18 protein-coding genes and 3 tRNA genes are annotated in these 20895 nt (G+C 71.4%); 14 read left to right on the top strand and 7 right to left on the bottom strand.

The genetic code is table 11. The annotated features are described in order from the left end of the window. Window positions 1-40: 40 nt before the first annotated feature. Window positions 41-1408 carry an MFS transporter gene (locus tag ACZZY9_RS04920; protein ID WP_463463209.1) on the bottom strand — a complete coding sequence of 456 codons (1368 nt, stop codon included), beginning with the start codon at window positions 1406-1408 and terminating at the stop codon, window positions 41-43. A gap of 80 nt (window positions 1409-1488) precedes the next feature. After that, complete coding sequence (locus ACZZY9_RS04915) at window positions 1489-2721, bottom strand: isochorismate synthase (RefSeq protein WP_463463208.1); 1233 nt, start codon at window positions 2719-2721, stop codon at window positions 1489-1491. Between the two features lie 72 nt (window positions 2722-2793). Between ACZZY9_RS04915 and ubiE the strand changes: the two genes are divergently transcribed. The 5 genes from ubiE (at window position 2794) to cls (ending at window position 8180) form a co-directional block, all read left to right on the top strand. After that, the gene (ubiE, locus tag ACZZY9_RS04910) at window positions 2794-3531 is read left to right on the top strand and encodes a bifunctional demethylmenaquinone methyltransferase/2-methoxy-6-polyprenyl-1,4-benzoquinol methylase UbiE (RefSeq protein ID WP_243215408.1); all 738 of its coding nucleotides are present in this window, start codon (window positions 2794-2796) and stop codon (window positions 3529-3531) included. Next, the gene (locus tag ACZZY9_RS04905) at window positions 3528-4646 is read left to right on the top strand and encodes a polyprenyl synthetase family protein (protein WP_463463207.1); all 1119 of its coding nucleotides are present in this window, start codon (window positions 3528-3530) and stop codon (window positions 4644-4646) included. The genes ubiE and ACZZY9_RS04905 overlap by 4 nt, the downstream gene beginning before the upstream one ends. An 85-nt stretch (window positions 4647-4731) precedes the next feature. Further along, window positions 4732-6108 (top strand): FAD-dependent oxidoreductase, encoded by a 1377-nt coding sequence (locus ACZZY9_RS04900; RefSeq protein ID WP_463463206.1) that lies wholly within the window; start codon window positions 4732-4734, stop codon window positions 6106-6108. 113 nt (window positions 6109-6221) lie between these two features. Further along, window positions 6222-6710, top strand: a complete 489-nt coding sequence (locus tag ACZZY9_RS04895) for a YajQ family cyclic di-GMP-binding protein (RefSeq protein WP_463463205.1) — start codon at window positions 6222-6224, stop codon at window positions 6708-6710. A 3-nt stretch (window positions 6711-6713) separates the two neighbouring features. After that, window positions 6714-8180: a cardiolipin synthase gene (cls, locus tag ACZZY9_RS04890; protein WP_463463204.1), complete on the top strand. Its 1467-nt coding sequence runs from the start codon at window positions 6714-6716 to the stop codon at window positions 8178-8180. A 317-nt stretch (window positions 8181-8497) separates the two neighbouring features. Here cls and ACZZY9_RS04885 read toward each other — a convergent pair whose 3' ends face one another. Continuing rightward, window positions 8498-9421 (bottom strand): hypothetical protein, encoded by a 924-nt coding sequence (locus tag ACZZY9_RS04885; RefSeq protein WP_463463203.1) that lies wholly within the window; start codon window positions 9419-9421, stop codon window positions 8498-8500. Between the two features lie 365 nt (window positions 9422-9786). Between ACZZY9_RS04885 and ACZZY9_RS04880 the strand changes: the two genes are divergently transcribed. From ACZZY9_RS04880 to ACZZY9_RS04870, 3 genes are all read left to right on the top strand, one after another. Continuing rightward, window positions 9787-9868 (top strand) — tRNA-Tyr (locus ACZZY9_RS04880). Between the two features lie 174 nt (window positions 9869-10042). Further along, window positions 10043-10837, top strand: a complete 795-nt coding sequence (locus ACZZY9_RS04875; protein WP_463464639.1) for an inositol monophosphatase family protein — start codon at window positions 10043-10045, stop codon at window positions 10835-10837. Between the two features lie 154 nt (window positions 10838-10991). Next, window positions 10992-12296, top strand: coding sequence for a M23 family metallopeptidase (locus tag ACZZY9_RS04870; RefSeq protein ID WP_463463202.1), 1305 nt, complete (start codon window positions 10992-10994; stop codon window positions 12294-12296). Between the two features lie 111 nt (window positions 12297-12407). Here the strand turns inward: ACZZY9_RS04870 and ACZZY9_RS04865 are convergent, their stop codons facing one another. Then, window positions 12408-14159, bottom strand: coding sequence for a glycoside hydrolase family 13 protein (locus tag ACZZY9_RS04865; protein WP_463463201.1), 1752 nt, complete (start codon window positions 14157-14159; stop codon window positions 12408-12410). Between the two features lie 77 nt (window positions 14160-14236). Between ACZZY9_RS04865 and ACZZY9_RS04860 the strand changes: the two genes are divergently transcribed. Beyond that, window positions 14237-15223, top strand: a complete 987-nt coding sequence (locus tag ACZZY9_RS04860) for an aldo/keto reductase (RefSeq protein WP_463463200.1) — start codon at window positions 14237-14239, stop codon at window positions 15221-15223. A gap of 16 nt (window positions 15224-15239) precedes the next feature. Here the strand turns inward: ACZZY9_RS04860 and ACZZY9_RS04855 are convergent, their stop codons facing one another. Continuing rightward, entirely contained in the window at window positions 15240-15839 is a 600-nt protein-coding gene (locus ACZZY9_RS04855) for a 2'-5' RNA ligase family protein (protein WP_463463199.1), read from the bottom strand. 72 nt (window positions 15840-15911) lie between these two features. Here ACZZY9_RS04855 and ACZZY9_RS04850 point away from each other — a divergent pair. The 5 genes from ACZZY9_RS04850 to ACZZY9_RS04830 all read left to right on the top strand — a co-directional run bounded on the left by ACZZY9_RS04850 (window position 15912) and on the right by ACZZY9_RS04830 (window position 19406). Next, window positions 15912-15983, top strand: a tRNA-Thr gene (locus tag ACZZY9_RS04850). A gap of 51 nt (window positions 15984-16034) precedes the next feature. Continuing rightward, window positions 16035-16108, top strand: a tRNA-Met gene (locus ACZZY9_RS04845). Window positions 16109-16207: 99 nt separating this feature from the next. Beyond that, on the top strand, window positions 16208-17446 hold the full coding sequence (locus ACZZY9_RS04840; protein ID WP_463463198.1) for a type III polyketide synthase: 1239 nt from the start codon (window positions 16208-16210) through the stop codon (window positions 17444-17446). Next, entirely contained in the window at window positions 17443-18252 is an 810-nt protein-coding gene (locus ACZZY9_RS04835; RefSeq protein ID WP_463463197.1) for a class I SAM-dependent methyltransferase, read from the top strand. The genes ACZZY9_RS04840 and ACZZY9_RS04835 overlap by 4 nt, the downstream gene beginning before the upstream one ends. Then, window positions 18249-19406 carry an FAD-dependent oxidoreductase gene (locus ACZZY9_RS04830; protein ID WP_463463196.1) on the top strand — a complete coding sequence of 386 codons (1158 nt, stop codon included), beginning with the start codon at window positions 18249-18251 and terminating at the stop codon, window positions 19404-19406. Before ACZZY9_RS04835 ends, ACZZY9_RS04830 begins: the two co-directional genes overlap by 4 nt. A gap of 48 nt (window positions 19407-19454) precedes the next feature. On the opposite strand, the gene ACZZY9_RS04825 is transcribed toward ACZZY9_RS04830, so the two are convergent. Together ACZZY9_RS04825 and ACZZY9_RS04820 are read right to left on the bottom strand one after the other, a co-directional pair. Next, a complete protein-coding gene (locus tag ACZZY9_RS04825; RefSeq protein WP_463463195.1) occupies window positions 19455-20309 on the bottom strand; it encodes a UbiA family prenyltransferase in 855 nt (284 codons plus the stop codon). Window positions 20310-20531: 222 nt separating this feature from the next. Further along, the gene (locus ACZZY9_RS04820) at window positions 20532-20867 is read right to left on the bottom strand and encodes a DUF3072 domain-containing protein (RefSeq protein ID WP_463464638.1); all 336 of its coding nucleotides are present in this window, start codon (window positions 20865-20867) and stop codon (window positions 20532-20534) included. Between the last annotated feature and the right edge of the window lie 28 nt (window positions 20868-20895).

Here is a 20895-nt window from a genome sequence, read left to right as displayed (position 1 = left end):
CGGGGTCGCCAGCGCGAGGTCCTGTCAGCGCGAGGCCGCCTCAGCGCGAGGCCGCCCGCAGCGAGGCTCCCGTGCCTCGCGGCAGCCGGAGGCCCTCGACGATGCTCAGCAGAGCCAGAGCCGCCAGCACGATCAAGGCGATGCGGTAGCCGGTCGGGTCGCCGGCGCCGGTCGTCCCGAGCACGCCGTCGGCGACGCGGACCACGAGAGCGGTCAGCGCGACCCCGAGCCCGACGGCGAGCTGGCCGGTGATCGATGACAGCGCGTTCGCCGCACCGAGGCGCTCGGGCGGCACGTCGGCGAACTGCAGCGTGTTGTAGGCGGTGAAGCCGACCGAACGGAAGACCCCGCTCGCGAGCAGCACCAGGGCGATGACCACGGGCGACGTCTCGGCCGTCACGAGGGCCGCGGCCACGAACGTCGCGGCCAGGCCGACGGTCGAGACGGTGACGATCGGGATGACCGCGAACCGCCGCAGCAGCGGCGTCGTGAACGGCTTGACGCCGAGGTTGCCGACGAAGACCCAGGTGAGCATCAGACCGGCCTCCGCGGGCGACCACCCGAAGCCGTCCTGCAGCAGCAGGGGCACGACGAAGGGCACCCCGTTGACGACGGCGCGGTAGACCGAGCCGCTGAGGTTCGTCACCCGGAACGACGGGATGCGGAACGCCGTCAGATCGAGCAGGGGGGGCGCCACCCGACGGAACCAGCGGCCGGCGGCGAGCACCAGCAGCACCGCGAGCACGAGCAGCCCCGCGCCCGTGACGGCGGTCGGGGCGCCGCCGAGCAGCTCGAAGGCGACCACCCCCGACACGACGGCGGCGACGACGAGGCCGAGACCGACGACGTCGAGACGGGCGCGCGGGGCACGAGGCACGGCCGGGATCACGCGCCACGCGGCGATCAGCAGCGCCGCCCCGACGGGCACGTTCACGAGGAACACCCACTGCCAGCCGAGGTGCTCGGTGAGCAGGCCGCCGACGAGCGGCGCGATGACCGGTGCCACCAGGGCGGGCCAGGTGAGGTACGCGATGGCTCGGATCAGCTCCGACTTCTCGGTGCTGCGCAGCACGATGAGCCGCCCGATCGGCACCATCATGCTTCCGGCGAGACCCTGCACGGCGCGCGAGGCCGTCAGCGAGACGAGGTCGCCGCTGAGCGCGCAGGCGAGCGAGGCGACCGTGAACAGGACGACGGCGGCGAGGAACACCCGACGTGCGCCCCACCGCTCGGCGAGCCAGGCCCCGAGCGGGATGAACGCCGCCACCGCGACGAGATAGCTCGTCACGGCGATCCCCACCTCGGCGGGCACGATCTCGAAGTCGCGGGCGATGGAGGCGGTGGCCGTCGACAGGATCGTGGCGTCGAGGTTCTCCATGAAGAACGCCGCGGCCACCACCAGCGCCACCGGTCGCGACCACGACCCGGGTGCGGTCTCCGGGTCGAGTGGACCGGTCTCAGCAGGATCCCGAGGAGGCGCGGGTGGGGTCACTGCGCGAACGCCCCGACCACGGGCTGGAACTTCATGCGGGTCTCGGCGACCTCGCGATCCGGCACGGAGTCGGCCACGATGCCGGCCCCGGCGAAGGCCCGCACGGTGCCGTCGGGGGAGACCTGGGCGCAACGGAGCGCGATGGCCCACTCGCCGTCGCCGTCGGCGCCGACCCAGCCGACCGGGCCGGCGTAGCGACCGCGGTCGAACGGTTCGAGCTCTCGGATCAGAGCCAGCGCCTCCCGGGTGGGGGTGCCGGCGACGGCGGCCGTGGGATGGAGGGACGCGATCAGATCGAGCGAACTCGACCCGTCGGTGAGTCGACCGCGCACGTCGCTCGCGAGGTGCCACAGATTCGGGAGCTTGAGGGTGAACGGCTGCTCGGCCGTGACGATGCCGTCGGCATGCCGACCCAGCGAGAGCAGGAGACTGCGGAGCGCGTACGAGTGCTCGTCCAGGTCCTTCGGCGAGGTCGCCAGAGCGTGGGCGGCGCGCTCGTCGCTCGCCGCGTCGACGCCCCGAGCAGCGCTGCCGGCCAGCACGCGCGCCGTCACCTCGCCGCGCTCGGTGCGGACGAGCGTCTCGGGGCTCGCGCCGATCAGCCCGTCGACCGCGAAGGTGTAGCAGTCGGGGTAGGCCGTCAGGAGGGTCGCGGCGACGAGGCGCAGATCGGCCTCGGCGGGGATGCGTCCGACGAGGTCGCGGGCGAGCACGACCTTGCTGACGTCGCGGTGCTCGATCGCCTCGACGGCACGGGCGACGGCGTCGGCGTAACCCGCGGCCGACAGGTCTCCGTCGGACAGCCGCAGCCGGACGGAGGCGCCCACCGGCATGGCCGCGGGCGTCGCGGCACCGTCGACCCGCGTGATCCAGGCGACGCCGTCGCGCCGACCCAGCACGATGCGAGGCACGATCAGGACGCTCGTGTCGGTCGACTCGTCGTCGAAGGCGAACGAGCCGAAGGCGATCAGACCGCTGCCGGCGACGCCCACCTCGTCGTCGACCGTGGCCCGCGCGGCGACCTCGCGCCAGGCGTCGGCCGCGTCGGTCATGCGCGTCGGACCGGTGAACTCGAGCCGGAGGGCCTCGCCGATGCCGGCCATCCCGGCACCGCCCCGGACGAAGATCAGGGGATCGCGCCGATCGACGACGTCGAGGAGGGGGCTGATGTGGTCGATCCGCGTGCTGCGCACGGACAACGACGGGGCTCGGAACGACGGGAGGTCCACCGCGACAGACTACTCGCGGAGCGTGCTTCACACTCGGGCTATGCACCGGAGGTGCCGGTAGGATCGCTCCTCGTGACCAAGGCCGACATGAACAAGCAACCCGCAGAGGTCGCGTCGATGTTCGACGGCGTCGCCGCGAACTACGACCGCACCAACGACGTGCTGTCGGCCGGCAACGCCGTCCTCTGGCGCGTGGCCACCGTGAAGGCCATCGGGGCGGGCCCCGCCGACAGGGTCCTCGACATCGCAGCGGGCACGGGCACCAGCTCGGCGGCCATCGCCAAGCGCGGTGCCGAGGTCGTCGCCCTCGACTTCAGCCACGGCATGGTCGAGGTGGGGCGGAAGCGCCACCCCGAGATCGAGTTCATCGAGGGCGACGCCGAGAAGCTGCCCTTCGACGACGCCACGTTCGACGCCGTCACCATCTCGTTCGGCCTCCGCAACGTCAACCGCCCCCAGGTGGCGCTCGCCGAGATGAACCGGGTCCTCAAGCCCGGCGGACGCCTCGTCGTCTGCGAGTTCTCGACACCGCCCTTCGGTCTGCTGCGCGCGGCCTACCGCGCCTACCTCCGCTTCGGCATGCCGTTCATCGCGCGCTTCGCCAGCAGCAACGGCCCGGCCTACACCTACCTCGCCGATTCGATCGCCCAATGGCCCGACCAGCAGGTCCTCAGCCAGTGGCTGCGCGGTGCGGGCTTCAGCCGCGTCGCCTACCGCAACCTGTCGTTCGGCATCGTCGCGCTGCACCGCGGTCGCAAGCCGTCCGCTCCGTCGACCCGCGCCTCCTCGAAGAAGCGGGCGACCTCGTGAGCGCGGGTGGGCCGACGACCCACCGCAACAGCCTCGGCACCTCGCTCGGGCTCGGCGAGAAGCTCTTCGCGACACCGGCCGAGCGGCGCTTCGTCGCCGCCGTCGACAGCGGGCTCGAGCTCGTCGAAGAGGGCCTGCTGCGCGAGATCGCCTTCGCCGACGAGATCGCCGACGCCACCACCCGTTACCTGCTCGCCGCGGGTGGCAAGAGGGTGCGTCCGACCCTGACGCTCCTCATCGCCCAGCTGGGCGACGGCGCGACGCCGGGCATCGTCGCCTCGGCCCAGGCCACCGAGATCACGCATCTCGCGTCGCTCTACCACGACGACGTCATGGACGAGGCGCAGATGCGCCGCGGGGTGCCGAGCGCGCAGGCCGTATGGGGCAACAACGTCGCCATCCTCAGCGGAGACCTGCTCTTCGCCCGGGCCAGCACCATCGTCTCCGGTCTCGGCCAGGAGGCGATCCTGCTGCAGGCCGAGACGTTCGAGCGGCTCTGCCTCGGTCAGCTGCACGAGACGATCGGGCCGCGCGACGGTGACGATCCCATCGCCCACTACATCGACGTCCTCGCCGACAAGACCGGATCCCTCATCTCGACGGCGGCACGGGCCGGCGTCATGTTCAGCGGCGCACCGCGCGAGTACCTCGCGCCCGTCGCCGAGTTCGGCGAGAAGATCGGCATCGCCTTCCAGCTGATCGACGACGTCATCGACCTCTCCGATCAGCCCGCCGAGACGGGCAAGAAGGCCGGCACCGACCTGCGCGCCGGTGTCGTCACGCTCCCCGTGCTCTATCTGCGCGAGCTCGCCCGCACCGACCTCGAGGCGTCGGCGCTGCTCTCCGAGATCGACCGCATCGTCGAGGCGACTCACGGCGACGCCGACGGGGCCGAGCTCGACGAGTCCGCGCGCAACGCCGCCGAGACCACCCTCGACGACGAGTTCGCCGACGTGGTCCGGCGTCTGCGTGAGCACGACGTCACCGAGCGCACCCGTCTCGAAGCCCACCGGTGGGCGCGCGAGGCGCTCGACGCCCTCGCCCCGCTGCCCGCCGGCCCGGTGAAGAAGGCCTTGACCCGCTTCGCCGATCGAGTGGTCGAGCGGTCCGCCTGACCGGCACCGCCCCCCTCGTCCCCGAATCACGCATCACCGTCAACCCGCTCGCATCGCCGAGCCCCTCAGCGAGAGAGAGAACACCGTGACCACCTTGCGACTGGCCATCGTCGGAGCCGGACCAGCCGGCATCTACGCCGCAGACATCCTGCTCAAGACGCCGAAGGGCTTCGACGTCCAGATCGACCTGTTCGAGCAGCTGCCCGCGCCCTACGGCCTCGTCCGGTACGGGGTCGCGCCCGACCACCCGCGCATCAAGGGCATCGTCAACGCCCTGCGCGATGTGCTCGACAGCGGCGACATCCGAGTCTTCGGCAACGTGCGCTACGGCGTCGACATCACCCTCGACGACCTGAAGAAGCACTACAACGCGGTCGTCTTCTCGACCGGTGCGATCCGCGACGCGGACCTCGACGTGCCCGGCATCGAGCTCGAGGGCAGCTACGGCGCCGCCGACTTCGTCAGCTGGTTCGACGGTCACCCCGACGTCCCCCGCACCTGGCCGCTCGACGCCTCCTCCGTCGCGGTCGTGGGCGTCGGCAACGTCGCGCTCGACGTCTCGCGGATCCTCGCGAAGCACGCCGACGACCTCCTGCCGACGGAGATCCCCGACAACGTCTACGAGGTGCTCAAGGCGTCGCCAGTCACCGACGTGCACGTCTTCGGGCGCCGCGGCCCCGCGCAGGTCAAGTTCACGCCGCTCGAGCTGCGCGAGCTCGGAGAGCTCCGCGACGTCGACATGATCGTCTACGACGAGGACTTCGACCACGACGAGGCGTCGAAGACGGCCATCGCGACCAACAAGCAGGTCTTCGTGATGGACAAGGTGCTGAACCAGTGGCGTCAGCGCGAGGTCGGCGAGGCGTCCCGTCGTCTGCACCTGCACTTCTACGCCAAGCCCGTCGAGATCGTCGGCGACGAGCAGGGGCGCGTCTCCGCCTTCCGCTACGAGCGGACCCGGCCCGACGGCCAGGGTGGCGTCGAGGGCACCGGCGAGGTGCGCGACGTCCCTGTGCAGGCGGTCTACCGCGCCGTGGGCTACTTCGGCTCGCCGCTCGACGGCATCCCGTTCGACGAGCGCCGCGGCGTCATCCCGAACCACGAGGGCCAGGTGATGGACGACGACAACCAGATCGTCCCCGGCGTCTACGCCACCGGCTGGATCAAGCGCGGCCCCGTCGGCCTCATCGGCCACACGAAGAGCGACGCGATGGAGACCGTCTCGCACGTCATCAACGACCAGGCCAGCTGGTGGCAGCCCGCCGAGACCGACCCCGAGGCCGTCCCCGCGCTGCTCGCCGAGCGGGGCGTCGCCTACACCGATCTCGAGGGCTGGCACCGCCTCGATGAGCACGAGCAGGCGCTCGGGGCCGCCCACGAGCACGAGCGGGTCCGCGTCAAGGTCGTCCCCCGCGACGAGATGGTGCGCGTCTCGCGGTCCGAGGCCGGGCAGACCGCCTGACCCGCGCCTCCTGAGTCCGCACGTCCGGGCCGCCCTGCGACCGTGCTGGCCGCGGGCGGCCCGTGGTGCGTCCGGCCGGACCACCGTCGGAGGGTGTCGCTAGGCTGTCCGGCATGGCAGATAGTTCTTTCGACGTGGTCAGCAAGGTCGACAAGATGGAGGTCGACAACGCCCTCCATCAGGCGCAGAAGGAGATCGAGCAGCGCTACGACTTCAAGGGCGTGGGTGCGTCCGTCGATTACAGCGGCGAGAAGCTGCTGCTGAAGGCGAACACCGAAGAGCGGGTCAAGGCCGTGCTCGACGTGCTCGAGTCGAAGTTCATCAAGCGCAGCATCAGCCTCAAGCACCTCGACGCGGGCGAGCCGTTCGCCAGCGGCAAGGAGTACCGCATCGAGGCCGCGCTCAAAGAGGGCATCGAGCAGGACCAGGCGAAGAAGATCGGCAAGATCATCCGCGACGAGGCGCCGAAGAGCGTCAAGAGCCAGATCCAGGGCGACGAGCTGCGCGTGCAGTCGAAGAGCCGCGACGACCTGCAGACCACCATGGCTCTGCTGAAGAAGGCCGACCTCGAGGTCGATCTGCAGTTCGTCAACTTCAGGTAGTCGATGGAGATACCCACGTGGGTGGCCCCCACCCTCGCCGTGATCGGCATCGTGGTCGACATCGCGATCCGCGTGTTCGCGATCGTCTACGTGCCGATCAACCGGAGGCCGCAGACGGCCACCGCGTGGCTCCTCGCGATCTTCCTGATCCCGTACGTCGGTTTCGTCCTCTTCCTCCTCGTCGGCAGCAGGCGTCTGCCGCGGCGTCGCCGTGACAAGCAGGCCGAGATCAACAAGTACATCGTCGAGACCACCGAGGGCATCGAGCGGGTCAAACGAGACCACCCCTGGCCCGCCTGGCTCGACACCATCGTCGAGCTGAACCGCACTCTCGGGGCGATGCCCCTCGTCGGCGGCAACACGGCCGAGCTGCACTCCGACTACCAGGCCTCGATCGACGCGATGGTGGCCGCCGTCGACGACGCCGAGCGCTGGGTGCACGCCGAGTTCTACATCACGAGTCTTGACGCGACGACCGAGCCGTTCTTCGTCGCCCTCGAGAACGCCCGGCGTCGCGGTGTCACCGTGCGGCTGCTGATGGATCACATCGCCAGTCGCGGGTACCCGGGCTACCGGAAGACGCGTCGACGCCTCGACCGCATCGGGGTCGAGTGGCGGCTGATGCTGCCCGTGCAGCCGTTCAAGGGCAGGTACCAGCGGCCCGATCTCCGCAACCACCGCAAGCTGCTCGTGATCGACGGCACGGTCGCCTTCACCGGCTCGCAGAACATGATCGAGCGCGGCTACCAGCGGCGGAAGAACCGCCGTCGTGGCCTCACCTGGAAAGACTTCATGGTGCGGTTCGACGGGCCGATCGTCGCCGGCATCAACGCCCTCTTCGTGACCGACTGGTACAGCGAGACCGACGAGCTGCTGCTGCGGGAGACCGACCCGGTGCACGTCGCCGACTCGGTCGAGACGATCGACTGCCAGGTCGTGCCGAGCGGCCCCGGTTTCGAGGGCGAGAACAACCTGCGGCTGTTCAACTCGCTGCTCTACAGCGCGCAAGACCGCATCATCCTCACGAGCCCGTACTTCGTGCCCGACGAGTCGATGCTCTACGCGGTCACGACGGCCGCGCAGCGCGGGCTCGACGTTCAGCTCTTCGTCAGCGAGATCGGAGATCAGCCGGTCGTCTACCACGCGCAGCGCTCGTACTACGAGGCGCTGCTGCGAGCCGGGGTGCGCATCTTCCTCTACCGCTCGCCGACGGTGCTGCACGCGAAGCACGTCACGATCGACGACGAGGTGGCCGTGGTCGGCTCGAGCAACATGGACATGCGCTCGTTCAGTCTCAACCTCGAGATCTCGGTCATGATCCGAGGGAGGCGCTTCGTGCGCCAGCTTCGCCAGGTCGAGCACGAGTACCGCGAGGCGAGCCGCGAGCTCCTCCTCGACGAGTGGCTGGCCCGGCCGTTCCGGTCGAAGGTGCTCGACAACGTCGCCCGCCTCACCTCCGCCGTGCAGTAGCCTCTGCCGCCGCCCCACCGCGCCGCCTCTGCCTCTGCCCTGCCTCTGCCTCTGCCCCGCCGCGCCCCGCCCTCTCGCGTGCGGTGTGCAAATCGCGACCGTTTCGCCCGGAAAGCGGGCGGAACACGGTCATCTGCGCCCAGAATCGTGCTTTTTGTCGGGTTCGGTACGCCGTGGAAGCGATCACAGGTCGGGTTCGGCACGCAGCCGGCCAGACGAGAGGTCGGCTTCGGTGCAGCACGCCCGACGACAGGTCGGGTCTGGTGCAGCCGCATCGACGACAGGTCGGGTCCGGTACGCGGTTCGGCGCAGAAGACTCAGCGCCGTGACGACGCCGTGAGGTCGAAATGAGCCGGTCCGCGCCTCTCCGCCCGCCCGGCGAGGGCGGTGGCTACGGCGTCGCGGACGGTGGGCCAGTCGAACAGGATCTGCTCATAGGTCGCCTCGACGACGACGTACCCGAGGGTCATCAGTCGGAGGATCCGCGCTCGATCTCGCTTGTAATCGGCCGGCGACGAGTGGTGTCCGACGCTGACGCACTCGACGACCAGCCAGCCGTGGATCAGGAGGTCGACCCGGATGGCCTCGTCGACCCAGACCTGGGGTTCGGCCGTGATCCCCTCTCGGAGCAGACGGACGCGGGCCACGGATTCCGTGCCGGCCTCCGCCCGCGGATCGATCGACACGACATCGCCCGTCCGAGAGCGGCGACGGGCGACGTGCCGCATGACCTCGTGGAGATCGGGTCGCTGCCGGAGCGGGAGTCTCATCGCCGAGTCGATGATCGCTGCCGCGTACTCCGGCGTCTCGGTCACGAGCACCTGGGCGGCGGCGCGGCTGGGCGAGGCGAGGAGGCGCTCCGTCCGTGGATCGAACCGGTCACCGTCACGGAGCACCACGACGTCGTCACGATCGGGGTCCAACCGCGACCCCGCATCGTCGGGATCGCGCAGGTCCCGGGCGTTGTGCGCCACGGAGACGACGAGTCGCGGGGTGGGCGTCTGCCACGCCCCGCGGGCCGCGAGTGACGTCGCTCCCGACAGCGTGCCTCCTGATCGGGCTGCCCGGATCACTGCAGCGGGCAACGAGTCCAGACCGTAGAGGCCGTGGCGCACCCGCATGATCTCGCCAGCAGCCCACGATGCCTCGATCTGCCGACGAGTGACCCCGGCTCGCAGCAGTTCGCGACGATGAGCGAGGCCGCCGAGCATGTCGATGAGGGTCGGAACATCGCGTGTCATCTTCCGAGCCTGACGATGACGTGCGAGTTCCGCGGCGAGGTCGGATCGTCTTGTGGACGGTTCGAGGCTGCGCGAGGCTGTGGAGGGACGGCGCGAGGCCGTTCGCGTACCGAACCCGACCTCGAAACATCCGTGTCGCGGGCCGAACCCGACCAGAAGTCGCGCTCAGGGGTCGAAACGCCACGAGATGGACGCCGTGCGAGACGATCGGTCGCGATCTGCACCTAGGAGGCGCGGGTAGGGAGGCGCGGGCAGGGACGCGGGTGCGGGGCGCGGGGGGAGCGGCGGGTGGTCCACGGGAGGGTCGAAAGGCTGTATATTTGTCTGGCGCCTCCGGTCGGTGAACACACGGGCTGGGTGTGCATGGCAAGTTACCCAAGCGGCCAAAGGGATCTGACTGTAAATCAGACTGCTCAGCATTCGGGGGTTCGAATCCCTCACTTGCCACACGCGAAACACCGAGCAACACCACGAACGGACTCGATCACTCGAGTCCGTTCGTGTTTCACGACTGGATCGCCCTCAGGAGGCACCGTGCCCGAGAATCCCGAGAATCCCGAGCGCGACGTGCCCGACTCCGAGCGGCCCGGGCTCGGGGAGTCCGGGTTCGACGGTCGGGCCGTGTCCGCCCTCCTCGACGTGGCCCGCTCCGTCGCCACCGACGCCGCGGCGCTCGCCGCCCGACGCCGCTCCGAGGGCGTCGAGGTCGCCGCGACGAAGAGCAGCCTCGTCGACGTGGTCACGCACACCGACCGCGAGGTCGAGGAGTTCATCCGTGCGCGGCTCGCACGCGAGCGCCCGGGCGACGGGTTCTTCGGCGAGGAGGGCGAGCCCGACGACTCCCGCACCGGGCTGACCTGGGTGGTCGACCCGATCGACGGCACGGTGAACTTCCTCTACGGGATCCCGCAGTGGGCGGTCAGCGTCGCGGTCGTCGAGCACGGACCCGATCCGAGCTCGTGGCGTGCCCTGGCCGCCTGCGTCGTCAATCCGCTCGCCGGCGAGACCTTCGAGGCAGCGAGGGGAGGAGGCGCTTGGTCGTCGGGTCGTCGCCTCGCGGTCTCGACCCCCGCCTCCTTGTCTCAGTCGCTCGTGGGGACCGGCTTCTCGTACGACGCCGACAGGCGGGTCGAGCAGGCCGCCGTGCTCGGCCGGTTCATCGGGAGCGTCCGCGACATCCGTCGCATGGGGGCGGCATCGCTCGACCTCTGCGCGGTCGCCGACGGACGTCTCGACGCCTACGCCGAACGCGGATTGAAGCCGTGGGATCACGCTGCGGGCGCGCTCGTCGCGGCCGAGGCGGGGGCCGTCGTGGGCGGCGAGGGCGACGCCCCGGCCGATGAGCGACTGACGGTCGCGGCGGCGCCGAGCATCTCCGACGCGTTCCGCGACGCCCTCGCCGACGCCGGTTTCTGACCGTCGGGCACCGGTCGCGGCTAGCCATTCGTTCACCATTCGGCTACCCTTGACTGGTTCGTTACTTTTCCGTGACATGTTCTACGGGGTAGCGGCCGAGAAGAAGAGGGAGCATCCGCCTCTCCGTCCCGACAACCCCGAGGATCCATCAGACGTGTCGAAATACCAGAACATCTCCGAGCCCGCCGGCGACGGAACCCCGTCGCTTCGAGCAGAGAACGATCTTCTGGTCACCGTCTCGGACGCCCCGACGGCGAGCATCACCATCCCGACCTTCGCGACGCGCCGCGAGCTCCGCGAGGCCGAGCGCGCCGCTGCAGCCCTCGCCGCACCGACCATCGCCGACGAGTCCGAGACGGCCCGCCTCGCGTCGTCCGCAGCGGCCGTCGGCGTCGAGCGGAGCACCCCCGCCGCATCCGGCATCTCGTCGCCCGTCGTCGCCGCGCCTGACGTCGCACCCGCGGTGCTCGGGGGCGAGTCGGCGTCCATCGTCACGAACGACGACGCTGCCGCCGCCACCCCCGCGACCCCGGCCCCCGACTCGCGTCGGGCCCGTCGCGCTGCCGAGGCCGCAGCCGCCGCCTCCGCTCGCAAGCGCTCGCCCCGCACCGTCTCGTCCACCGCAGCGACTCCCGCCGTCGGCGCCGCGGCCACAGGGCGTCGCAGCGGCGCCGCGCGCAGCACCGCAGCGCGCAGCACGTCCTCGAGCCGCGCCTCCTCGGCCCGCTCCTCCGCATCGTCCGCGACCACCGCCTCCCGCGGCTCGTCGTTCTCGCGCACCTCGCAGCGCGTGACCGTCGTCGGCGCCATGCTGTTCGCGAGCGCGATGCTCGTGGCGACCTCGGTGCCGGCCAACGCCTTCTTCGTCGACACCCCCGAGCTGACCGCGGCCAAGAAGGCCGCAGGAGCTCAGAGCTTCGTCGCCGCCGGTGCCGCCCCCGAGGCCAGCGTCTCGCGCGACGGCTACTCGGTCAGCACGATCGTGGTCAACGAGTACGCCTCGACCAGCTCGAGCACGTTCACGAACGACGTCGCCGGCACCGTCCAGTGGCCCTTCCAGACCGGTGTGCCGATCAGCAGCGGCTTCGGCGCCCGTCAGGTCAGCAACTGCAGCTTCTGCTCCACCTTCCACCAGGGTCTCGACTTCATCCCGGGTGCGGGCTCGCCGATCCAGGCGATCGCCGACGGCACCGTCAGCGCAGTCACAGGTCCGTCGGGCGCCTTCGGCAACCACGTCGAGATCGAGCACGTCGTCAACGGCCAGAAGGTCACGTCGACGTACTCGCACATGCAGTCCGGCTCGGTCGAGGTCTCGGTCGGCGACACGGTCACCGTCGGTCAGATCATCGGCGCCGTCGGCAGCACCGGCAACAGCACCGGCGCGCACCTGCACTTCGAGATCCACCTCAACGGCGTCCCCGTCGACCCGTACCCGTGGCTGACCGCCAACACCAACTGATCTGACCGGCGAGAGCCGACGCAGGCCGGTCGATCCGCGCGGCACGGAACGGCAGCACGAGAAGACCCCCGGGCAGTCCGCCCGGGGGTCTCGTCGTTCAGCGCGTCAAGATCACCTGTCGGTCTCGCGCAGCCACACCGCGGCGTTCGGCGGCAGGGCCGGCCCGTCGAGGCTCATGGTCGACAGCAGCACGTCGCCGAGGGGCAGCTCGACGGCGACCTCGCCCAGGTTGGCGAGAACCGTCACGCCCGCGCTGCGGAACGCCACGACCTCGTCCGAGTAGTCGTCGAGCCAGACGATGTCCGACGTACCGAGGCCGATCTCCGAGCGCAGCCGGAGCGCCAGGCGGTACAGCTCGAGGGTCGAGCCCGTCACGCCGGTCTGCTCGTCGCGGGCGTAGGTCGACCAGTCGCTCGGTTGGGGCAACCAGGAGGCGCCGGTCGAGTTGAACCCGAAGGCCGGCGCCGCGGACTCCCAGGGCAGCGGCACACGGCATCCGTCTCGCCCGTATCGTTCGCCCCCCGTGCGGAACCAGGTCGGATCCTGTCGGCTCTCGTCGGGGAGGTCGATGGCCTCGGGGAGGCCCAGCTCCTCGCCCTGGTAGAGGTACGCGCTGCCCGGCAGGGCGAGCATGACGGCCGTCGCGGCCCGGGCCCTGGCGAGACCGAGCTCGGGGATCGGCAGCCCGGCGCTGCGCGGACCGATGCCGTGGCCCTGGGGGTTCTCGGCGGTGAGGGCGAGGCGACTCGCGTGCCGGACGACGTCGTGGTTGCTGAGCACCCAGGTGCTCGGGGCCCCCACGCTCGAGAACACCTCGATCGAGGCGTCGACGACGCGGCGGATCTCGCTCGCCGACCAGCCCGTCTCGAGATACGAGAAGTTGAAGGCCTGGTGCATCTCGTCGGGGCGGACCCACTCGGCCAGTCGCGAGAGAGGCTCGACCCAGGCCTCGGCCACGAGGACGCGATCGCCCTCGTACTCGTCGAGCACCTTCCGCCACGAGCGGTAGATCTCGTGCACGCCGTCCTGGCCCCAGTAGGGCGGGGGAGCGGACTCGCCCTGACCGCCGCCCATGCTGCCCGAGTCGGCGGGGGGCGTGTAGTCGGGCAGGCCCTCGGCCTTGATCATGCCGTGGGCGACGTCGACCCGGAATCCGTCGACGCCGCGGTCGAGCCAGAAGCGCAGCACGTCGACGAACTGCTCGCGTACCCAGGGGTCGGTCCAGTCGAGGTCGGGTTGCGACGAGTCGAAGAGGTGGAGGTACCACTGGCCGGCCGTGCCGTCGGCCTCGGTGATCCGCGTCCAGGCCGGTCCGCCGAAGATCGACTCCCAGTTGTTCGGGGGGAGTTCGCCGTCGACGCCGCGGCCGTCGCGGAACAGGTAGTGCCCGCGCTCGACCGAGCCCCGCTCGGTCGCCAGGGCCGCCTGGAACCAGGCGTGCTCGGACGAGGTGTGGTTGGGCACGACGTCGACGATCACCCGGAGCCCGAGGTCGGTGGCGCGTGCGCGCAGGGCGTCGAAGTCGGCGAGCGTGCCGAACAGGGGGTCGACGTCGCGGTAGTCGGCGACGTCGTAACCGGCGTCGCGCTGGGGCGACCGGTAGAACGGCGACAGCCAGACGGCGTCGACCCCGAGGTCGGCGAGGTCGCCGAGTCGCGAGGTGATGCCGGGCAGATCGCCGACGCCGTCGCCGTCGGAGTCGGCGAACGATCGGGGGTAGACCTGGTAGATGACGGCGGAGCGCCACCATTCGCCGCCCTTCTCGGACGAGGCGGCGGGGGCCTCGTCGAGAGCGGTCGGCGTGTCGGTCTCGGAGTCTGCGGGGGCGTCGAGTGTGTCGCCCGTGGGCTCTGCTGAGGACATGAGGCCACGATACGGCAGGGCCTCGACCCGCCATCCGCTAGCGTGCAATCACCACCCGACCACGATTGGCACCGACCGTGACCCCTCAGAGCGTCCCTCCGACCGTCGAGCCGTCGCCCGCGGCGTCGCAGCCCGACGGAACGCCCTTCCCGCTCGCCCTCGGCACGAACGTCTTCGGCTGGACGGTGGGCGCGCCCACCGCCTTCGAGGTGCTCGACGTGTTCGTCGGAGACGGCGGACGCATCATCGACACGGCCGACGTCTACTCCGCCTGGCTGCCGGGCAACGTCGGCGGCGAGTCCGAGACGATCATCGGGCGGTGGATCGCACGACCCGGCAACCGCGAGCGGGTCGTGCTGAGCACCAAGTGCGGTCAGCACCCCGAGGCTCCGGGCCTGACGCGCACGAGCATCCGGACGGCCGTCGACGCCTCGCTCCGTCGTCTGCGCACCGACTACATCGACTACTACTTCACCCACTTCGACGACGACGAGACCCCTCTCGACGAGACCGTCGGCGCCCTCAGCGAGCTCGTCGACGAGGGCAAGATCCGCCATCCCGCCGCGTCGAACTACACGGGCGCGCGCCTCCGCCAGGCGCTCGCGATCGCCGATCGCGACGGCCTGCATCCGTTCGCGGCGGTCCAGGCCGCCTACAACCTCGTCCGCCGGGCGGACTACGAGAGCGACGTCCAGCCCCTCGTCGACCACTTCGGTCTCGCCGTCCTCCCGCACTCCTCGTTGGCCAGCGGATTCCTCACCGGCAAGTACCGCGGCGACACCGGTCGAGGCGACTCGCCGAGGGGCAACCGCGCGCTCAGCTACGTCACCCCCCAGAACCTCGCCATCGTGGAGGTGCTGGCCGACATCGCCGAGCGGCAGCGGGTCGTGCCCGGCGCCGTCGCCATCGCGTGGCTGGCCTCGCGGCAGAACGTCATCGGAGCCCTGGCGAGCGCCCGGACGACGATCCAGCTCGAAGGTCTGCTCGACGCGGCCCACGTGGAGTTCTCCGAGCACGACCTCGAGGCGCTCGAGACCGCGTCGACGCCGATCCCCTCGACCTGAGGCCGATCCCCACGGGTCAGAGCCCGACGACGACCTTCGCGTCCGAGTCCCATCGCCGCATCGACACGAGACGGCTGGTGGAGACCCGCCCGGCGTCCGTCGCCTCCTCCGCCACGGAGAGGACCTCGACGGCCCGCGCCAGCTGGTCGGCGGACAGCCGCGAGGCGAGCGTGAGGTGAGGCGACCAGCGACCGGGGGCGGCGTGGTCGACCGGCGCCGCGCCTCCTACGCTCTCGTGCACGTCGCGGTGCAGATCGAGCAGGTCCGCGGTCGGCACGAGGGCCCGGGCGAGCACCAGCCCGCGCGGGGGTCGGCCGAAGACGATCAGGCCGGCGAACGCCACCGGCAGGGGCAGTGCCGAGGCGATCCGCCGGAGGCGCGGGTCGGCCCGGTCGTCGAACCCGGCCGCCACCGAGACGGAGACGTGCGGTGCGTTCGTCGCTCCCGAGTGGTGCGCGAGCGAGGGCAGACCGGCGTCGGCCAGCACCTGCCACGAGTCGCGGACGGCGCGGTCGGTCGTCTCGTCGAGGAGCAGTTCGATGCTGTGCACCCTCCGAGTCTGCTCCGACGCCGCACCCGTCGTCTCGCTCGTCGTCGCGCTCGTGCGAGGTGGCATCAGCACTCCTCCGGCTCTGCTAACATTGCCTGGTGCCAATCGGCCGCGAGCAGTTCGCGACCTGGTGGTCACGCCCCGATAGCTCAGTGGTAGAGCACTTCCATGGTAAGGAAGGGGTCGTCAGTTCAAACCTGACTCGGGGCTCCGGCTGTCATCATCCCGTCGCTGAGCGATCCGACGGGGTTCACAGCCTGCGGCGGGGTAGCTCAGTTGGTTAGAGCACACGGCTCATAATCGTGGTGTCGCGGGTTCGAGTCCCGCCCTCGCTACCGCAAGGCCCTCTTCGGAGGGCCTTCTCTCGTCATGCGGTGTCGACCCGACCGCTCTCCTACCGGTCGCGTGCCAGCGGCGGCGGCATAGCATGACGTATGTCCGCTCAAGCAGACCCCGTCAGCATCCGCAGCATCGGCACCGCCGTTCCCGACACCGTCATCCGTCAAGACCACATCCGCGACGTCTTCCGCTCGCAACCCGGGTTGAGCCGGCTGGCGACCCGGCTGGTGGGCTCCGTCTTCGACGCCGCCGCCATCGACACGCGGCACACGGTCATCGACGAGCTCGGCGCGACCGTGCGCGACGCGACCGCGACCGACGCGACCGCGACCGACGCGACCGCGACCGACGCGACCGCGACCGACGCGACCGACGACGGAGGCGCCGCGACCCCGCCCGTCTTCCTCGACCCCGGGACCGGACTGATTCTCGACCCCGGCACCGGGGCCCGCAACGACGTCTACGTCGAGCGCAGCCCGGCCCTCTTCGAGGCGGCCGCGCGCGACGCGCTCGATCGCGCCGACGGGATCACCGCCGCCGACGTCACGCACGTCGTCACGGTCTCGTGCACCGGGTTCTTCGCCCCGGGGCCCGACTACCTGCTCGTCCGGGCGCTCGGGCTCGCGCCGTCGACCCGGCGGCTGCACATCGGCTTCATGGGCTGTTACGGGGCGTTCCCCGCGATCCGCTCGGCCCGCGACACGTGCCTGGCCGATCCAGACGCCGTCGTGCTGGTCGTCTGCGCCGAGCTCTGCACGCTGCACCTCCGCAGCTCGTCCGACCCCGACGCGATCGTCGCGTCGTCCGTCTTCGCCGACGGAGCCGCCGCCGTCATCGTCACGGCCCGACCCGCACCGGCCGGCAGCCGGGTGCTCGACGTCGAGGCCCTCGAGACGGTGCTGACGCCGGTCGGCGAGGGCGACATGGCCTGGAGCATCGGCGACAGCGGCTTCGACATGGTGCTGAGCAGCTACGTCCCGCACATCGTCGAGGAGCACGTCGACGAGGCCCTCGCCGCACTCTGGGTGGACGGCCTGAGCGCCGCCGACGTCGATCTCTGGGCCGTGCACCCCGGTGGCCGCAGCATCGTCGACCGGGTGCAGAGCCGACTCGGCCTCGACGACGCGCACATCGCGGCGTCGCGTCGGGTGCTGCGCGACTCGGGCAACATGTCGAGCGCGACGGTGCTCTTCGTGCTGCGCGAAGCCCTCGAGAGCGGAGGAGGCGCGTGGTCGTCCACCGCGCCTCCTCGGCCCCAGAGGATCGTCGCGATGGCGTTCGGACCCGGGCTGACGGTCGAGACGGGTTCGTTCCGCAGCCGGGTCGCGTCGTGAGCCGAGCGGCGGAGGCGGTGCGGGGCGGACCGCCCATCGACCTGAGTCGTCGGGACGTCGGGCTCGTCGAGCTGATGGACGACCCCGCGTGCGACCTCGGCCGCCTCGAGCGCACCTACGCGGCGTTCCCGCTCGTCAACGGCGTCGTCGCGGGGTGGGGGCGGGTCTACCGCGAGCTGCTGCGCCCCCTGCTCTCGGCGGAGCGGACACTGCGGGTGCTCGATCTCGGCTCGGGCGGCGGAGACGTCGCACGATGGCTGGTCCGCCGCGCCCGTCGCGACGGTCTCCCGCTGCAGGTCGTGGCGGTCGATCCCGACGAGCGGGCCCATGCGTGGGCGTCCCGTCGGCCCGAGCCCGGCGTCGAGTACCGCTGCGTGTCGAGCGGCGGGCTCGTGGCTGCGGGCGAGACCTTCGACGTGGTCATCTCCAATCACGTGCTGCATCACCTCGACGACGAGGCTCGCGAGTCGGTGCTCGCCGACAGCGAGCTGCTGGCCGACCGGCTCGTCGTGCACAGCGACATCCGGCGGGCGCGCCTCGCGTACCTGGGCTACTGGCTCGGCAGCCTGGTGCTCGACCGCCGGTCGTTCGTCCGGGTCGACGGCCTGCGATCGATCCGGCGGAGCTTCCGGGCCGACGAGCTGCGCGCCGTGGCCCCTCCCGGGTGGCGGGTCGTCGAGCGCGAGCCGTTCCGCCTGTGGCTCCTGCACGAGACACCCGCCGCGGGCCGAGGAGGCGCGGCGTCGGAGTCGACGGCGGCCGAGGCTCCGCAGGCGGGTCGCCTCCCGGGAGGAGGCCGCGCATGATGCGGATGCACGACGTCGTCGTGGTGGGCGGCGGCTCGGTGGGGGTCTTCGCCGCGCTGCTGCTGGCCCGGCAGGGGGTCGACGTGGTGGTCTGGGAGCGTCGCACCGCGCCTCCTGAGCTGTCTCGGGCTATCGGCATCCACCCGCCGTCGCTCCGGGCGTTCGAGGCCGTCGATCTGGCCGACGAGATCGTCGCCGGCGCGGTCCGCATCACCGACGCCGAGGCGCGGGGTTCGGGCCGCACCCTCGGCCGGCTGGGTTTCGGGGCGGCCGACGGTCGGTATCCGTTCGTCGCGGCGAGACCGCAGTCCGAGACCGAGCGGCTGCTGAGGTCCCGGCTCGAATCGGCGGCACCGGGGTCGCTCCGCCGCGGCGTCGAGCTGCGAGCGCTCGAGCAGAGCGCCGAGCACGTCGTGCTGCACGGGGTCGGTCCCGACGGTCCGGTCGAGATCGCGGCTCGATTCGTGCTGGCGGCCGACGGCGCCCGCAGCACCGTCCGGCGCCTCCTGGGCATCTCCGCCCCCGTCGTCGAGCGCGGCGACCACTACGCGATGGCGGACGTCCGCGACGACACGGGCGACGGCGACCGGGCCGTCGTCTCGGTCGAACCCGCCGGGGTCGTCGAGTCGTTCCCGCTGCCGGGAGGCGTGCGCCGATTCGTCGTCGCCACGGACGCTCCGGCCGAGAACGTGTCGGCCGAGACCGTCGTGCGACTCGTGACGGAGCGGACCGGCCTCCCGCTCGACGCGGCGACCAGCACCATGACCAGCGCCTTCTCGGTGCGGACCCGGCTGGCGACCTCGACCGTGGCCGGGCGCGTCGTCCTGCTCGGCGACGCGGCCCATCAGATCAGCCCGATCGGCGGTCAGGGGATGAACGTCGGCTGGCTCGACGCGCAGGCGGTCGTCCCGGTGGTCCGACAGGCCCTGCGCCGGGCCGGTGGGCGTCGCCTCGACCCTCAGGCGTTCGCCCGATACGAGGAGGCGCGGGGGCGGTCGGCCCGGCGTGCCGCCCGTCAGGCGCAGCTGAACACCGCACTCGGCCGCCCGTGCGGACCGGTCGCCTCGGCGGTCCGCCAGAACGGGCTCCGCGTCGCCCTCGCCCTGCCGACCGCACGGCTGCTGGCCGCCACCTACTCGATGCGGTTCGCCTGACCCGGGATCCATCGACCTCGGGTCGGCCCGACGCCGCGGCGCCTGCGGTCAGCCGGCGGTGAGAGCCGCGCCGCTCGTGGCGAGCTGCGCGACGAGCACGAGCGCCGCGAGCATGATCAGCCGGAACAGCAACCGCGACGAGCCCCCTCGCACGACCGCGATCGCGCCGACGGCGGCGAGGGCGACGACGACCGCGGCCCCGCCCACCGCGAAGATGGCGGACGGCCGCTCGGCCGCGCCGCCGCTCGTGAGCTGCCCGACGACCGCGAGACCCGCCGCCGTGCCGAGCGCGCCGAACGCCACGAGCCCCGCACGGAGCCGACCCAGTCGGTGCGGCAGCCCCACGACGCCGGTGCGGGCGTCGTCGCCGAGATCGGGCAGGACGTTCGTGAAGTGGATGGCGACGCCGAACAGGGCACCGACTCCGAGGGCCCAGGCGGCGGGCGGCGTCGGCGGCGCCGCGGCGAGCGTGACGACCGCGGGCAGCACGCCGAAGCTGACGACGAAGGGGACGACCGATGCCACGGTGGACTTGAGCCCGGCGTTGTAGGCGAGACCGGAGGCGACCAGGACGGCGTGGGCCACGCCCGTTCCGACGCCGAGGGAGAAGGGCAGGGCGAACGCGACGACGGCGCACGCCACGGCGATGGTCGTGACCGCACGAGCGGACACCAGCCCCCGGGCGATCGGCTTGTCGAGACGCCCCACGGCACGATCGCGCTCGGCGTCCAGGAGGTCGTTCGACAGGCCGATGGTCAGCTGGCCGGCCAGCACCGCGAGGGCGATGACGGCGAGTCTGACGGGCGGGAGACCGACGGCGACGCCGAGCACGATGGTCAGCACGGTGACCATCAGGGTCGGCCCGGGGTGCGATGAGCGCCAGACGGCGCCGAGCAGCGTCACCTGTCGACCCCGGTCGCTGTGGGCAGTGAGCAGGCGACACGGAAAAGCGTGCCCGGACCGTGGAAGGCCCGGGCACGTGTTCCGGTGCCCACCGGCCGCGGAAGCGAGCGGATCAGAACCAGCTCCAGACCGAGAGAGGACACCTGCGCCGAGTTACCATCCCAGACGTGGGTCGAGCATACGTCGACCCGGTCGTCGTGAACAGACCCCGACCGCGCGGACTCAGGCGCCGCGCCCCGTCTTCTGCTGCAGGCGGTCGATGTGCTCACTCGCCTCGGCCTTCGTCATGTCGGCGGGCAGCTCTTCTCCGGCCTCGCGGGCGAGGGTGTCGAGGTAGCTCTTCTGCGGGCCGGTGATCGGCTCGTCGCCCGTGACCCACTGCTCGGGGTCTTTCGAGGCGGTGTTCGAGGCGTCGGGGCGTTCGCCGCCGAGAGTCTCGCCGGCGGGGGAGCCGCCGCTCGGGGCCTGACCGCCGAGGGTCTCGCCGCCGGGGGTCGTCGTGGTGCTGTCGGCCGTGGTCTCGTCGCCCTCGGGCGCAGCGGGATCGACGGGGGTGATGTCGGGATCGATGTTGGAGTCGCTCATG

It is taken from the genome of Frigoribacterium sp. AC394, assembly GCF_979258095.1.
This window is presented reverse-complemented; position numbering and strand designations above follow the sequence as displayed.